The organism is Mycobacterium sp. NGS29 (assembly GCF_059812965.1).
The window spans coordinates 86,974-101,238 of the sequence record NZ_JCALDR010000002.1 but is presented as its reverse complement, the minus strand read 5'-3'; the positions used below and the strand labels follow the sequence as shown (position 1 = coordinate 101,238).

The following is a 14,265-nucleotide window of genomic DNA, read 5'->3' as shown; positions in this document are numbered from 1 at the left end:
TTGTGCGCGAATATTGAACCACGCCGCAATGTGTTGCGCCGGAATGCAGACCCGCGCGTCGGCGTAGACCTTTGCGGGACCGTTCGCGCAACTCGCCTAAGCTAGCCGACCATGGCAGTCGTACCCATCCGCATCGTGGGAGATCCGGTTTTGCACACTCCGACGACGCCTGTCCCGGTCGGCGCCGACGGGTCGCTGCCGGCCGAGGTGCTCGAGCTGATCCAGACCATGTACGACACCATGGACGCCGCCCACGGTGTGGGACTCGCGGCCAACCAGATCGGGCACGGCCTGCGGTTGTTCGTCTACGACTGCTCGGACGACCGGGGACTGGCCAGCCGCCGGCGCGGGGTGGTGGTCAACCCGGTGCTGGAGACGTCGGAGATTCCCGAGACCATGCCGTCAGCCGGCCACGACGACGACGAAGGGTGCCTCTCGGTTCCGGGCGAGTCCTTTCCGACCGGACGGGCCGATTGGGCGAAGGTCACCGGCCTGGACGCCGACGGCAAACCGGTCAGCGTCGAAGGCACCGGGCTGTTCGCGCGCATGTTGCAGCACGAGACCGGGCATCTGGACGGATTCCTCTATCTCGACCGGTTGATCGGCCGGCACGCACGCGCGGCCAAGCGGGCGGTCAAGTCGCACGGCTGGGGCGTGCCGGGCTTGTCCTGGACGCCGGGCGAGGGGCCCGACCCGTTCGGTCACTGATGGTTGCCTGGCCGCCGCCCGGGACGCGGGTGACGCTGCGCTACCGCCGGCCGGCCGGATCGGTCCCGCCGCTGACCGACGCGGTGGGCCGGTTGCTGGCGGTCGATCCCGCGGTGCGCGTGCAGACGAAATCCGGTGCAGTGGTCCAGGTTCGGCCCGACGACGTGGTGGCCCTGCGGGTCCTGACCGACGCTCCGGTGCGCACTGCCGACATCCGGGCGCTCGAGCGCCGGGCCGCCGAGGCCCGGCCCGGCGCCGAGGAAAGCCGGCTGTCGGGCTGGCTGCTGCGCGCCGGTGACGGCGTTGAACTGGCCACCAATTCTGCTGTGCCGCTTGATCTTTCGGCGGATTCAGCAGCCATCGGCGCGATCGCCGCCTGGTACACCGCGCGAGGCCTGCCGCCGCGGGTGGTCATCCCGGACCGGTTGCTGTCGCCGCCGGCCGGCTGGTGCTGCGAACGTACCGAACGGGTCCTGGTGCGCGAGGCTGATCGCGCGTACCGCTGCATACCCGACACCGAGCCGACCGGCACGGCCGAATTGCAGGGTTTCCGCCTGCACCATCGCCGCCGGTATTTCCGCGCAGCACCGGACTAGAGAGGAGAACGCCATGCCCGACACCCCCGCCGGCGGCGACCGGCTGCGGTTGGCCACCTGGAACGTCAACTCGATCCGCTCCCGGCTGGACCGGGTCCTCGACTGGCTGGTGCGCGCCGAGGTCGACGTGCTGGCCATGCAGGAGACCAAGTGTTCGGATGAAAAGTTTCCGGCCCTGCCGTTCCACGAAATCGGTTACGAGGTGGCCCATGTCGGCTTCAACCAATGGAACGGGGTGGCGATCGCCTCCCGGGTCGGGCTGTCCGATGTGCAGGTCGGCTTCGACGGCCAGCCGACCTGGAGCGCCAAACCCGACGTGGCGGCGGCGGCCGAAGCCCGTGCGCTCGGCGCCACCTGCGGCGGGGTGCGGGTGTGGAGCCTGTACGTGCCGAACGGCCGCACCCTCGACGACCCGCATTACCTCTACAAGTTGAATTGGCTTGCCGCGCTGCGCGATACCGCTGCCGGCTGGATGCGCGAGGATCCCGGCGCGCCCATCGCGCTGGTCGGCGACTGGAATATCGCGCCCACCGACGACGATGTCTGGAGCACCGAGTACTACGCCGGCTGCACCCACGTCTCGGAACCGGAGCGCCGTGCGTTCGCGGCCATCGTCGACGCACAATTCGCTGACCTGGTAAGGCCTTTCACGCCGGGACCGGGGGTATACACCTACTGGGACTACACCCAGCTGCGCTTCCCCAAGAAGCAGGGCATGCGCATCGACTTCATCCTGGGCTCCCCGGCGCTGGCCGAGCGGGTGGTGGACGCACAGATCGTCCGCGAGGAGCGCAAGGGCAAGGCGCCCAGCGATCACGCACCGGTCGTGGTGGACCTACGCCCCTGACCTTCCAAGATGCTGTGAAATTCGTTGTTGTTTCTGGTGAAGAACGCGGCCGGGGGGTATACAAGCAGAGTAGCCAAGGCCAGGGAGTGATCATGGGTGTCGTTGACGGAGCTTTTCGCACGGTAGGTCGGACACTCAGTCGGGCCGCGACGGCAACCACCGCCGCTGCCGGCGCCGTCGGCGGGGCGACGGTCAACGGCATCGTCGGCGGGGTCAAGGGCGCCGCCGAGGGGATTCAGCAGGGCATCGGCACCGGCAGCAAGTCGACTCCGGCCGCCGCGCTGGCGATCGGCGCGATCGGCGCCGCGGGTCTCATCGAGTGGCCCATCCTGTTGGCGGTCGGCGGTGGAGCGCTGTTGCTGCGCAAACTGAACAACGCCCCGGAACCGGCCGGCGTGCAGGCCCCGGCCAAGCTCACCCCGGTGCCGGACGAACCGGCCGCCGCCGAAGCACCGAAGACCCCGACGAAGACAGCGACAAAGACAGCCCGGAAGGCACCGGCCAAAAAGGTCGCCGGGCGCCGGGCCGGTAGCACCAGCCTGCGCAGTACGAACTGATTCCGTCGTCAGCCGGTTGCGCGCGAGCAATCACACCGCGACGCGCGGACCGTGACAGGGCGAGGAGTTTGATCCGAGACCACCTCCAGCACCCCCGCCCGCCACAGCAGGGCGTACAGCTCCGTCAACGGCCTCTGCAGCAACCGGGCGCACGACGCAGCCAGCGGGTCACGCAATGCATCTGTCGTCGTCATACCTCGACGGTGACCGCCCCACCGGGCACGACGGCAAACCCTTCGTTACTGAAAGGCAAATGATGGCCGAAAAGAAAGATCGCTCCGTTACCTCCCAGCGCGAGGCGGTGTCCCAGATCCGGCAGGCCCAGACGTTCGTGATCAACCTGCCTATCCTGGGCAGGGTCCAGATACCGCCGCCCGAACAGCTGGCCTACTACGGCGGGATCGCGGCCCTGGCGGCATTCGAACTGATCGACTGGCCCGTCGCCCTGGTGATCACCGCCGGGCACCTGCTGGCCAGCAACCACCACAACCAGGTCCTCGAGGAACTCGGCGAGGCCCTGGAAGAGGCCGACTGATACCCGGGCCGGTGCGCGCTGCGCTAGCGTGGGAGCCATCCAACCGAAAATGACGCGGGAGCGCACGCCCGGTGCGCTGAGAGGACGGCTCGGGGCCGTCGACCGTACGAACCTGACCGGGTAATGCCGGCGTAGGGAGATAGCCATGACCATGACCGTCGAACCGTCCGTCACCACCGGCCCGATCGCCGGCAGCAGCAAGACCTACCGCGAGGTGGAGGGCGTCCCCGCGGCGCGGGTCCCGTTCCGGCGGGTGCACCTGTCCACCGGGGATCACTTCGACCTGTACGACACGTCCGGGCCCTACACCGACGCGAACGCCGTGATCGACCTGAACGCCGGCCTGCCGCCGCGTCCGGGTGTGGTCCGCGACCGCGGCACCCAGCTGCAGCGCGCCCGCGCCGGCGAGATCACCGCGGAGATGGCCTACATCGCGGTGCGCGAAGGCATGCCCGCCGAGCTGGTGCGGGACGAGGTGGCCCGCGGGAGGGCCGTCATTCCGGCCAACCACAACCACCCCGAGATCGAGCCGATGATCATCGGCAAGGCGTTCGCGGTGAAGGTGAACGCCAACATCGGCAACTCCGCCGTCACCTCCTCCATCGCCGAGGAGGTCGACAAGATGGTGTGGGCCACCCGCTGGGGCGCGGACACCATCATGGACCTGTCAACCGGCAAGAACATCCACGAAACCCGCGAATGGATCCTGCGCAACTCGCCGGTCCCGGTCGGCACGGTGCCCATCTACCAGGCACTGGAGAAGGTCAAGGGTGACCCGACCGAGTTGACCTGGGAGTTGTACCGCGACACCGTGATCGAACAGTGCGAGCAAGGTGTCGACTACATGACCGTGCACGCCGGTGTGCTGCTGCGGTACGTGCCGCTGACGGCCAAGCGCGTCACCGGCATCGTGTCCCGCGGCGGGTCGATCATGGCGGCATGGTGCCTGGCGCACCACCGGGAGTCGTTCCTGTACACCCACTTCGAGGAACTCTGTGACATCCTGGCCCGCTATGACGTCACGTTCTCCCTGGGCGACGGGCTGCGGCCGGGTTCCATCGCCGACGCCAACGACGCCGCCCAGTTCGCTGAGTTGCGCACCCTGGGCGAGCTGACCAAGATCGCCAAAGCCCACGGGGTGCAGGTGATGATCGAAGGCCCGGGCCACGTCCCGATGCACAAGATCGTGGAAAACGTTCGGCTGGAGGAGGAGTGGTGCGAGGAGGCACCGTTCTACACCCTCGGGCCGCTGGCCACCGACATCGCGCCGGCCTACGACCACATCACCTCGGCGATCGGCGCGGCGATCATCGCCCAAGCCGGCACCGCGATGCTCTGCTATGTCACCCCCAAGGAGCACCTCGGCCTGCCGGACCGCAAGGACGTCAAAGACGGCGTGATCGCCTACAAGATCGCCGCGCACGCAGGTGATCTGGCCAAGGGCCATCCACACGCGCAGGACCGCGACAACGCTTTGAGCACAGCACGTTTCGAATTCCGCTGGAACGACCAGTTCGCCCTGTCGCTGGATCCCGACACCGCACGGGAGTACCACGACGAGACGCTGCCGGCCGAACCCGCCAAGACCGCGCACTTCTGTTCGATGTGCGGGCCGAAGTTCTGCTCGATGCGCATCACCCAGGATGTGCGGGACTTCGCCGCCAAGCACGGACTGGAAACCGAGGCAGATGTGGACGCCATGCTGGCCGCCGGCATGGCAGAGAAGTCCCGCGAGTTCGCCGACCACGGCAACCGGGTGTATCTGCCGCTCGCCCAGCAGTGACCTACCTGCCCCTGCCGGCACCGGGCGCAACGCCGCTGCGGGTGCTGACGATCGCCGGGTCGGACTCCGGGGGCGGCGCGGGCATTCAGGCCGACATGCGCACCATGGCGCTGCTGGGCGTGCACGCCTGCGTCGCCGTCACCGCGGTGACTATCCAGAACACCTTGGGCGTCAAGGGTTTTCACGAGGTTCCCACCGCGGTGGTGGCCGGGCAGATCGAAGCGGTGGTCACCGACATCGGCATCCAGGCGGCCAAGACCGGGATGCTGGCGTCGTCGTCCATCATCGAGGTGGTGGCCGCCACCTGGCAACGCCTCGACCCGCAGGCGCCGTTGGTCGTCGACCCGGTCTGCGCGTCCATGCACGGGGATCCGCTGCTGGCCCGGGATGCGCTGGAATCGCTTCGCACCCAACTGTTTCCGTTGGCCACGTTGGTGACGCCGAACCTGGACGAGGTACGGCTGATCGTCGATATCGAGGTGGTCGACGCCGCGTCCCAGCGCGCCGCGGCCGAGGCACTGCATGCCCTGGGCCCGCGGTGGGCGCTGGTGAAGGGCGGGCACCTGCGGACCTCGCAGTCCAGTTGCGATCTGCTGTACGACGGTTGCGATTTCTACGAGTTCGACCAGCCCCGGATCGCCACCGGCGACGACCACGGCGGCGGTGACACGTTGGCGTCGGCGGTGGCCTGCGCGCTGGCCCACGGCTTCACGGTGCCCGACGCCGTGCGCTTCGGAAAGCGCTGGGTCACCGAATCGCTGCGGGCCGCCTATCCGCTGGGCCGCGGCCACGGTCCGGCCTCTCCCCTGTTCCGGCTGCACCGGTGAACCTCGACGACATCGCAGGTGTCGCGCATCGGCCCGAAGGCACCCCACATGGGGTGGTGGTGCTGACCCACGGCGCCGGTGGCAATCGGGATTCCGCACTACTGCAACAGATTTGCGCACAGTGGGCCCAGCGCGGCTGGCTCGCGGTGCGCTACAACCTGCCGTACCGCCGACGCCGCGCAGCAGGCCCCCCGTCGGGCTCGGCGGCCACCGACCGGGCCGGGATCATCGAGGCGATCGAGGTGTGCCAGCGACTCAGCGACGGACCGCTGATCGCCGGCGGACATTCCTACGGCGGCCGGCAGACATCCATGGTGGCCGCGGGGGGCCAGCCACTGGACGTGCTCACCCTGTTCTCCTATCCGGTGCACCCACCGGGCAAGCCGGAGCGTTCCCGCACCGAACATCTGCCGGACATCACGGTGCCGACGGTGTTCACCCACGGCACGTCCGATCCGTTCGGCACGATCACCGAACTGCGCGACGCCGCTGCGCTCATCTGCGCACCGACCGAGATCGTCGAGATCACCGGCGCCCGCCACGACCTCGCTTCGAAGAAGTTCGACGTCGCCGGCCTGGCGGTGGCCGCGGCGCTCCGGCTGGCAACCGCAGTGGGCTGAAACGCCCTGCTCCGCACCACCCAGACTACCGTCGTGCTGGAATGTCCATTAACATAGTGCACGTCCGTGGGGTAGGCCGACTGGTGGCGGGGCGTCGTGTTGGAAAGAATTCGCCGGGTGTTGAGCTTCGAGCTCTCAGTCGCCCAGCTGCTGGCCATCGGGATCGGGCTCGGTGCCCCATATCTGCTGGTAGGGGTGGTTTGGTCAGCGACGCACACCGATCATCTGCGCGATCTGCAGGGCGCCGATCTGGCCGTGTCGTTCCTGGGGTCGATCGTTTCATGGCCCGTCCTACTGTTCGCCAATGTCTGCATGACCTGAATGTCGACACCGTACCGACTATTAACATCGCCGGGAGCAAACGTGAGTCACCGTCAGTTCTACCTCGGAATCACCGGCCTGCTCCTCGTGCTGATCGGACTGGCTGCGCTGTGGTTTCCGGTGTACCTGGGCCAGTACGACCAGTACGGCATCAGGATCAACTGCGGCAACGGTCTCGGCTTCCAGCTCTCTCAGGCCCCGCAGGCCGCCCCGGCCGCGACGTCGCAGTGCGGCAGCGCGTTGCTGATCCGTCGGTTATGGGCGATCCCCGCCGTGGCCGTCGGGTGGGTGCTGGTCTGCTGGGTAGCGATCAAGTGGATGCGGGAAGAGACGTTGAGCGACGAGCCCGAACACCTTGTGCCCCATCCCGAGATCGGGTGGTTCTAGCAGGACACCGCCTGGGGAGTGCGGCTGATCGTCGCGGCGATCGCGGTCGAGTAATCGTAGTAGTCGCGGTGGTGGTAACGATGGCGGCGTGAGTCCGCCTGTGCCAGCAGCATCAGCGCGATCACGATGATCACCGCGGCCACCACGGTGAGCGCGCTGATGATGATGCCGGCGATCGCCATGCCGCGGCCCTGTTGCCCGCTGGTCTTGATCTGGTGGAGTCCGATGAACCCGAACACCAGCCCGAGAACGGTGGCCACGCCGCACACGAACGGTCCGATCACCGAACACACCAGCGAGGCGATCGCCATGCCGTTCGTGCCCTGCTGCGTCGGGTAACCGCCCATCGGCGGCGGATAACCGAAGCCTGGTTGCGGCTGGTATCCGTAGCCACCGGGCGGCGGCGGATAGCTCGGCGGCTCGTAGGTCACGAGACGAAACTCTACCCCGGGTAACGGGTATAACATCCGGCCATCTCGCCGCCGACGCCGGAGCGGAATGCGGCGATCCGGGTGAATCCGGCGGGCACGCTGACACCGTCGGCGTCACTGGCGACCATATGGTTGGTGAGCAGTCCGGCCACCGCTTCGTCGAGGTCACCGGCGGTCAAGACCAGCGAGTTACCCGACGGCAACTCGATGTTGTCGGACATCTTGCGGTGCGCGACGCCGGTGAGGCAGGCCGTGCGCAGCGCGGTCCACGGACTCTGCATCGGCAGGTTGCGCTCGTGCTGGACCGCCAGCGCGTACCTCGACATCACGATCGACAACGCGGTGTCGTCGCCCTGGGGCAGGCTGTGTTCGTTCTCGCCGGCGACCTTGCCCATCGTGGCCAGGGCAGGCAGGTCGACGGCGATGGTGTTGGTGGCCGGGCAGTACGACGCCGGCGGGCTGGGCTTGGCGTCGGCGCAACCGGCTTCCTTCAGTGACAGCTTGGGCGGGTTCTTCGGGGCGAAGATCTTGCCCATCAATTCCATCAAGGTGTTCAGGGTGTCTTCGTTGATCTGGACCTCACCGGTCTCCGACGATCCGCTGGTGTCGACCCGCAGCGTCGTGGGCAGGTCGCCGCGGCGCCGCTCGATCTCGGCTTTGGTGATCGTCGCGCACGCCGACGTCCCGGTAACGAAGCCCATCTGAAAGGCGCTCACCCGGTCCAGTGCCGATCCGTGCTCGTCTTCGTTGGATTCGTCGGCGTCCATCACCGGGTCCCGGGTGGTGATGATCCCGGCCAGCACATGGTCGAGTCCGTCGCCGGTGCTCAGGGTGAAGCGCGGCGACTTACCCTCGGCCACGTAGTACAGGTACACCCCGGCGAAACAGTCCGCCTGCTGCTCGTAGACGATGGTCGGGTCTTTCCGGGTGACCAGCTTGGCCATCGCCTGCAGGGCGTGCCCGAACTCGTGGGCGAGCACGCCGTTGACCGACATGTCACCGAAGTACTGCTGCGCGGTCGGCATGAAAACCCCGCGGTCCCAGGCGATCAGGTTGCAGCGCGACGTGAAGAACGCGTTGACGTTGTCGTAGGTCTGGCTGCGGCAGACCCGTGGGCTGTTGCGGTCCTTGGAGTTGTAGGACACGAACTTGTCGACTGGCTTGTAGGAACCCTTCAGCGGTGCTTTGTAGTTCGCCTGCCAGAACTCTTCGATGTCGTTGATGGAGAGCAAGGACAGTCTGTCGATCGGTCCGTTGTCGGTGTTGACGACGGTGCCCGTCGCGGCGGGCGCGTTCGCTTTCACGCCACTCTTGCCGTTGGTCGCCGGCAGGCCACCCACCCGGAAAGGATCGTTGAGGATGGAGACCGCCCGGCCCTCGACCATGGTCGAACAGCCCGCCACTATCAGCACGGCGCCGAGGCATGCCGTCACTGCCCGAAAGCTCATCGAATCAACCCCGTCCCGACCCGGCCGGACCCAACGACACCCATTCTAACCGGCGTCGTTCAGGTCACCGGAACGGGTCAGACTAGCGCAGCTCGCGAAAACACCTGCGGGTCAACGGCAGTCAGCATCATCGAGACGGTGTCGTGGCTACTGCTGGTGGCCGCCATGATGGCGACGAAGATGAACCAGAGCACGATCATGACGATCGAGATCCCGCTGATGATCACGCCGGCCAGCGCCATGCCGCGGCCATCCTGCCCGGTCTTCTTGATCTGATTCAGCGCGATGATGCCCAATACCAGGCCCACGATCGGCCCGATGCCGCAGATCCAACCCACCAGCGAACACACCAGCGAGGCGATCGCCAACCCGTTGGTGCCGACGGGTTGCGGATAGCCACCGTACGGATTCGGTGCCGGCGGCGGATATCCGTATCCACCGGGCGGTGGCGGCAGATAGTGGGGCGGTTGCTCCGTCATGGGACCCTCCTACACCAATCACGATGCCGCCGCAGTTTGCCGACGTCAGCGCACACTCTACTTCCCGGCTCACCTCGTGACCAGCGTTGCGCTAAGACACCCGGGTGCGGTGACGTTTGTCATGGGGGGTAACGCCGTTGACACCGGTGACCGAGTCGGCATAGGTGCCCACCGCGAATGCCACCCCAGACCCCATGACCGCCAACGCTTCCCGGTTCACGGCTTCGAGGTTGTCGCGTGCACTCTGGTAGCCGGGGTCGAATGCCACGCCCGGCTGACCACCCCAGAGTCGCGCCTGCACAGCGGTTTTCACTTGCGAAGCGCCGGTGTTCATGCCACCCACCGGGACGCCCGCGACGAGAAACGGGTGATAGTCGGTGCGGGTGTTCAGCGGCATGTCGGCCGGCCGCTTCCCGGCCAGGTTCAGGTATCCGGCCAGCGTCCGTTCGATTCCGGCCGATCCCTGCGGCACGTCGGCCGACGGCACATCCGGACCGGCCGGTCCCGACTGGTCACCGTCGTCGGTGAAGAACCCCGCGTTCGGCGAACCGAGCATGTCGAAGTTCAAATACAGTGCAATGTTGTTCAGCGCCTCGTTGTCGAGGCCGAAGACGTAGTCCATCGAGCCGTTGGTGCCGTTCTCCTCGGCTCCCCAGAACGCGAAGCGCACCGCGTTGGTCACCGGCGGCAGGGGACCCAGCTGCAGCGCCGTCTCCAACACCGCGGCCACCCCGGTCCCGGCATTGTTCAGGCCCGGACTGTCCGCCGGGCTGTCCAGATGGGTGCCTACCATCACCACCTCGTTGACCGCGCCGGTCCTGGTCTGCGCCAACACGTTTCGCGAGGTGACCTTGACGTTCTCGGCGTCCAGCACCAGCCGCACCGGTCCGGCGCCGCGGGTCAGTGCGGCGGCACCGTTGGTGCCCACCACCGCGACCGGGACGGTCAGCTGGTTGTAGTAGCCGGGGTTGAACAGTGTGGGCGATGCCTGCTGGCCGCTGGGCTGGATCACGATCAGCGCGGCCGCACCCCTGGCCACGGCGCTGTTCTGCTTGTCCACCACCGAACAGCGGGTGTCGTCGACCACTGCGATCGCGCCCTTGGGCAGCGCGTCCGGATAGTCGGTCGCGGCACAACCGGCGGCTGCGGCGGGTCGCACCACCGGTCCGCTCAGGCCGCCGGCCGGCGTCCGCACCAGTAGCGAAGCCTGGTCGACGGGGAAGCTGCGACCGGCGACGGTGAGCGCCGGCTTGCCCTGCGAGGTGTTGCGCAGCCGCTCGAACTGGGGCGTCGCTACTTCGAATCCCTTGGCGCGCAGTGTTCTAGCCACATAGTCGACACTGGCGTCGTAGCCGGGTGTGCCCGCGGCCCGACTCCCCTTGTTGGCGTCGGCGATGTCCTGCAGCGCCCGCAGATGGGCGAACATCGCGGGTGCGGTGACCTTCGACGCCAGCGCACGCGCCGGGTCCGGTGCGGCAACCGGCTGCGCCGGGTCATGCGAGGACGGCGTACCCGCGCATGCCGCGAGCTGCAACGTCAACAGCAGGGCGGCGATCCGGCCGGTCATGGCCTGGCGAGCACGTGACGGGTGCGATCTCCCATGCTCGGAACCCCGTTGCGGCCGCCGAGATCCTGCGCGTACAGGCCTACTGCATAGGCGACGCCGCCGCCCTGGATCCCCAGCGAGGTTCGGTCGATGTGTTCGAGGGTGTCGCCCTTCTGGTGATAGTTGGGGTCGAACGGCTGGTCGGCCGCCCCGCCCCACAGCTTGGCCTCCTCCTCGGACATCTTGGCTTCCGCTCCGGAGAACAGGCCGCCCGACGGGACGCCGGCCAGGGTGAACCCGTCGTAGTCGGAGCGACCGTCGAACGAGGTGTCCCGGGCGGCCTTTCCGGACAGTTTCAGGTAAGCGACCAACGTGCGCTCGATGCCGGCCGAACCCTCCGGCACCACCGGCTGGCCGCGGGCATCCATCGGCAGCGACTGGTCACCGTCGTAGGTGAAGTAACCGGGGTTGGGCGACGCCAGCATGTCGAAGTTGAGGTACAGCGCAATGTTCTTCAGCCCGTCGATGTCCAATGACTCGACGTAGTTGCGCGAGCCGATCAGCCCGAGTTCTTCGGCGCCCCAGAAGGCGAACCGGACCGCGTTGTGCACCTGCGGCGAATTCCCCAGTTGCACCGCGGTTTCCAGGATCGCGGCGACGCCGGAACCGTTGTCGTTGATGCCCGGCCCCTCCGGCACGCTGTCCAGATGCGCACCGGCCATCACGACGTCGGTCGGCGAACCCGTCTTGGTCTGCGCGATGACGTTGCGGGCCTTGAAGTTCTGCGTGGTCGCCGAAAGTTTGATGGTCGCCAGCCCGGACTTGGCGCGCAACTGGAAGCCGACGGATTTGGTGACACTGACCACCGGAATCTTCACGTCGGTGGTCGCGCCGAGCGTGCCGCCCATGGCCTGCTCGTCGACGTTGTCGATGACGATCAGGGCCACGGCACCGCGTTGTGCGGCGGCGTCCTCTTTCTGGGCGAACTGGCAGGAACCGCGGTTGACCACCACCACCGCGCCCTGCACCGGCAGCTTGTCGTAGTCGTCCGGCGTGCAACCCGGACTCTCGCCGTCGGGCGCGAACAGCAGCGGGCCCGTCACACCCTCGGGCGGGGTGCTGCGGCTGTACTCCAGGGCGCGGGCGTCGGCGGTCAGGTCCCCGACGGCGACCGAACCCTTCTCGGCGTGGAACACCCGCGCCGAGAATTCGGGGGTCTGTACGTCAAACCCGCTGTTGCGCAACGTTTCTACGACGTAGTCGACGCTGGCGTCGTAGCCGGGGGTGCCCACCGCGCGGGTGCCGTTGTTGGCGTTGGCGATGTCCTGCAGTTTGGACAGGTGCGCCAGCATCCCGTCGGTGGACACCTTGTTGCGCATTGCGGTGGCGAAGTCGGTCGCGGCCGGGCTGCCGCCTGCGGGCTGCGACTCCGTGGCGCACCGTCCGCAACCCGTGACGAGGAAAGCGACCGTCGCCAGCACGGCAAGGGCCGCGGCAAGCGACTTCGATTTGTGCACCATCGCGCCCAGACTAGACGGCCAGTCCCCGCAACGGCGCGACCGGGATGTTGCGCACCACGAACCAGACCACCCACACCCCCAGCGTCACCAGCGCCGCCCACCGGGTGTGCTGCCAACTCTTGATCCGCCGACCGACCACGTGGCCGTACGTCCAGGCGGCGTAGGCCCACACCAGGAGTACCACTGCGATCAGGGCGACGGCGTTGAATCTGGCCGCCGCCCACACGTTCCCGTGCAGCAGGCTGTACAGCATCCGCATGCTGCCACACCCCGGGCAGTCGATCCCCAGTAGCGCTTTGGTGGGACAGGTCGGCAGCGGGCCGCCCGGCGTGGTGGGGTCAGCCAGCCAGATGCCGGTACACACCGCTGTTGCTGCCGCAGCCACCAGCAGCGGACGACCCAGCCGCAACGGCCGGACAGCTCGGCGGGTGTCCACAGGATCAGCCAGTGCTCGGCCTCAGAACAGGATTGCGGCCATCGAGGTGGTCGTATCCGGAGCGTTCGACGCAAGCACGAATGCGAGGACCGCATAGAGGACGGCCGAGATCACCCAGGCAATGACCGACCACTTCACCCACTTCTTGGCCGAGTCGGCGGAGGCTTGTGCCTCGGCGTACTGACCCTGCGCCCAGAGACCCGAGACCTGACTGGCCTTGACGATCGCGACGATCCCGGTGGGCGGGAAGCAGAAGATCGTCGCCAAGATGGCCAACACCAGGTTGTTGTTCGGCGCCTGCCCGGCGGGCGGCTGCTGCGGCGGGTAACCGGGAGGTTGCGTCATGATTCTCCAGATCGAGAGAAGTTAGCTGGCGGGAAGCGAGGCTTACCATACCGGAGACTTGGCACGCTGGCACCACAAACTCGGCAGCCGCGATCGCGCCCCGGCAGCCCGCCCTTGCGCAATTTTCAGAACTTGCGACAAACACTGCGCCACAACGTATTTCAGTGCTACCCCGAGGACCGACGCACCGTCATTGGCACCCAATCAGACAGTGCCCCACAGAATGTATCGCCGCCGGGCAGGATGTCCGGTCACCCGAGCCGTGGATTCCTTTCGGAAAAGTCTGTTTTCTGCGGTGCCGCACAAATACACTCCCCGGTACCGGCACAGGCGCACCATCGGTCCCACCAAATAAAAGGAGTCAACAAATGTCTCACCTCACACAGTTGCTGCGGGCCGTTTCCGCCGCGGCGCTGGTTGGCACTGTCAGCTATGCGGGCATGGCGACAGCGAATGCCGATCCCAACGAAACGCTCGTCAGCCTGCTGTCGAAGGGCTACTCCACCAGCAACTGTCACCAGGCGGACCCGTCCAGCGGCATGGTCGCCGTCATGGAGTGCGGCCAGAACTCGCTCGAGGGTGGACCCGTCGTCGCCAAGTACATGCTGTTCAGCAACTCCACCGACCTGGGCAGTGCGTTCACCGCCAGCATCAAGGACGACACCCTGGCCAACTGCGGGGACGCCAAGTCACCCACCACCTGGACCCAGGGCAGCTCCACCACACCCTCCGGCCAGGTGGCGTGCGGCACGTATCAGGGCCAGGCCGAGGTCATCTGGACCACCGACGCCAAGAACGTGCTGAGCTTCATCCGCGCGTCCAACACCGACACCGCGTCGCTGTACAAGTGGTGGCACACCAACGGCTGACCGTTTTCGT

18 protein-coding genes, 1 pseudogene and 1 riboswitch are annotated in these 14,265 nt (G+C 67.2%); of the genes and pseudogenes, 11 read left to right on the top strand and 8 right to left on the bottom strand.

Going from position 1 to position 14,265, the window contains the following annotated elements:
• The first annotated feature begins 111 nt into the window (after window positions 1-111).
• The 4 genes and pseudogenes from AC5Y5Z_RS02840 to AC5Y5Z_RS02825 all read left to right on the top strand — a co-directional run bounded on the left by AC5Y5Z_RS02840 (window position 112) and on the right by AC5Y5Z_RS02825 (window position 2,708).
• Window positions 112-708 (top strand): peptide deformylase, encoded by a 597-nt coding sequence (locus AC5Y5Z_RS02840; RefSeq protein ID WP_499923254.1) that lies wholly within the window; start codon window positions 112-114, stop codon window positions 706-708.
• Window positions 708-1,277, top strand: a pseudogene (locus AC5Y5Z_RS02835) (GNAT family N-acetyltransferase, cg3035/Rv0428c family); the annotation flags it as partial. The gene AC5Y5Z_RS02840 and the pseudogene AC5Y5Z_RS02835, both read left to right, overlap by 1 nt.
• Before the next feature lie 70 nt (window positions 1,278-1,347).
• A complete protein-coding gene (locus tag AC5Y5Z_RS02830) occupies window positions 1,348-2,151 on the top strand; it encodes an exodeoxyribonuclease III (RefSeq protein ID WP_499923665.1) in 804 nt (267 codons plus the stop codon).
• A 92-nt stretch (window positions 2,152-2,243) separates the two neighbouring features.
• Window positions 2,244-2,708 carry a hypothetical protein gene (locus AC5Y5Z_RS02825; RefSeq protein ID WP_473139443.1) on the top strand — a complete coding sequence of 155 codons (465 nt, stop codon included), beginning with the start codon at window positions 2,244-2,246 and terminating at the stop codon, window positions 2,706-2,708.
• An 8-nt stretch (window positions 2,709-2,716) separates the two neighbouring features.
• Here AC5Y5Z_RS02825 and AC5Y5Z_RS02820 read toward each other — a convergent pair whose 3' ends face one another.
• Window positions 2,717-2,902, bottom strand: a complete 186-nt coding sequence (locus AC5Y5Z_RS02820) for an Rv1535 domain-containing protein (RefSeq protein WP_463825578.1) — start codon at window positions 2,900-2,902, stop codon at window positions 2,717-2,719.
• A 59-nt stretch (window positions 2,903-2,961) separates the two neighbouring features.
• On the opposite strand from AC5Y5Z_RS02820, the gene AC5Y5Z_RS02815 reads away from it, so the two are divergent.
• From AC5Y5Z_RS02815 to AC5Y5Z_RS02790, 6 genes are all read left to right on the top strand, one after another.
• On the top strand, window positions 2,962-3,243 hold the full coding sequence (locus AC5Y5Z_RS02815) for a hypothetical protein (protein WP_473139445.1): 282 nt from the start codon (window positions 2,962-2,964) through the stop codon (window positions 3,241-3,243).
• A 44-nt stretch (window positions 3,244-3,287) separates the two neighbouring features.
• A riboswitch (TPP riboswitch) is annotated at window positions 3,288-3,398 on the top strand.
• Complete coding sequence (gene thiC / locus AC5Y5Z_RS02810; RefSeq protein WP_463825576.1) at window positions 3,389-5,026, top strand: phosphomethylpyrimidine synthase ThiC; 1,638 nt, start codon at window positions 3,389-3,391, stop codon at window positions 5,024-5,026. Its footprint overlaps the riboswitch before it by 10 nt.
• Window positions 5,023-5,853 (top strand): bifunctional hydroxymethylpyrimidine kinase/phosphomethylpyrimidine kinase, encoded by an 831-nt coding sequence (thiD, locus tag AC5Y5Z_RS02805; RefSeq protein WP_463825575.1) that lies wholly within the window; start codon window positions 5,023-5,025, stop codon window positions 5,851-5,853. The genes thiC and thiD overlap by 4 nt, the downstream gene beginning before the upstream one ends.
• A complete protein-coding gene (locus AC5Y5Z_RS02800; protein ID WP_499923251.1) occupies window positions 5,850-6,473 on the top strand; it encodes an alpha/beta hydrolase family protein in 624 nt (207 codons plus the stop codon). Before thiD ends, AC5Y5Z_RS02800 begins: the two co-directional genes overlap by 4 nt.
• A gap of 96 nt (window positions 6,474-6,569) precedes the next feature.
• The gene (locus tag AC5Y5Z_RS02795; RefSeq protein WP_463825573.1) at window positions 6,570-6,794 is read left to right on the top strand and encodes a hypothetical protein; all 225 of its coding nucleotides are present in this window, start codon (window positions 6,570-6,572) and stop codon (window positions 6,792-6,794) included.
• A 42-nt stretch (window positions 6,795-6,836) separates the two neighbouring features.
• Window positions 6,837-7,181: a hypothetical protein gene (locus AC5Y5Z_RS02790; RefSeq protein WP_463825572.1), complete on the top strand. Its 345-nt coding sequence runs from the start codon at window positions 6,837-6,839 to the stop codon at window positions 7,179-7,181.
• Here the strand turns inward: AC5Y5Z_RS02790 and AC5Y5Z_RS02785 are convergent.
• The 7 genes from AC5Y5Z_RS02785 to AC5Y5Z_RS02755 all read right to left on the bottom strand — a co-directional run bounded on the left by AC5Y5Z_RS02785 (window position 7,178) and on the right by AC5Y5Z_RS02755 (window position 13,386).
• Window positions 7,178-7,612 carry a DUF4190 domain-containing protein gene (locus AC5Y5Z_RS02785; protein ID WP_499923250.1) on the bottom strand — a complete coding sequence of 145 codons (435 nt, stop codon included), beginning with the start codon at window positions 7,610-7,612 and terminating at the stop codon, window positions 7,178-7,180. The genes AC5Y5Z_RS02790 and AC5Y5Z_RS02785 overlap by 4 nt on opposite strands.
• An 11-nt stretch (window positions 7,613-7,623) precedes the next feature.
• Complete coding sequence (locus AC5Y5Z_RS02780; RefSeq protein WP_499923248.1) at window positions 7,624-9,060, bottom strand: neutral zinc metallopeptidase; 1,437 nt, start codon at window positions 9,058-9,060, stop codon at window positions 7,624-7,626.
• A gap of 77 nt (window positions 9,061-9,137) precedes the next feature.
• Window positions 9,138-9,539, bottom strand: a complete 402-nt coding sequence (locus AC5Y5Z_RS02775; protein WP_499923245.1) for a DUF4190 domain-containing protein — start codon at window positions 9,537-9,539, stop codon at window positions 9,138-9,140.
• A 91-nt stretch (window positions 9,540-9,630) separates the two neighbouring features.
• Window positions 9,631-11,106 (bottom strand): M28 family peptidase, encoded by a 1,476-nt coding sequence (locus tag AC5Y5Z_RS02770; protein ID WP_499923243.1) that lies wholly within the window; start codon window positions 11,104-11,106, stop codon window positions 9,631-9,633.
• The gene (locus AC5Y5Z_RS02765; RefSeq protein WP_463825567.1) at window positions 11,103-12,605 is read right to left on the bottom strand and encodes a M28 family metallopeptidase; all 1,503 of its coding nucleotides are present in this window, start codon (window positions 12,603-12,605) and stop codon (window positions 11,103-11,105) included. Before AC5Y5Z_RS02765 ends, AC5Y5Z_RS02770 begins: the two co-directional genes overlap by 4 nt.
• A 10-nt stretch (window positions 12,606-12,615) precedes the next feature.
• The gene (locus AC5Y5Z_RS02760) at window positions 12,616-13,041 is read right to left on the bottom strand and encodes a DUF2752 domain-containing protein (RefSeq protein ID WP_473139449.1); all 426 of its coding nucleotides are present in this window, start codon (window positions 13,039-13,041) and stop codon (window positions 12,616-12,618) included.
• 21 nt (window positions 13,042-13,062) lie between these two features.
• Window positions 13,063-13,386, bottom strand: a complete 324-nt coding sequence (locus tag AC5Y5Z_RS02755; protein WP_463825565.1) for a CD225/dispanin family protein — start codon at window positions 13,384-13,386, stop codon at window positions 13,063-13,065.
• A gap of 368 nt (window positions 13,387-13,754) precedes the next feature.
• On the opposite strand from AC5Y5Z_RS02755, the gene AC5Y5Z_RS02750 reads away from it, so the two are divergent.
• Complete coding sequence (locus AC5Y5Z_RS02750) at window positions 13,755-14,255, top strand: serine/threonine protein kinase (protein WP_463825564.1); 501 nt, start codon at window positions 13,755-13,757, stop codon at window positions 14,253-14,255.
• The last annotated feature ends 10 nt before the right edge of the window (window positions 14,256-14,265 follow it).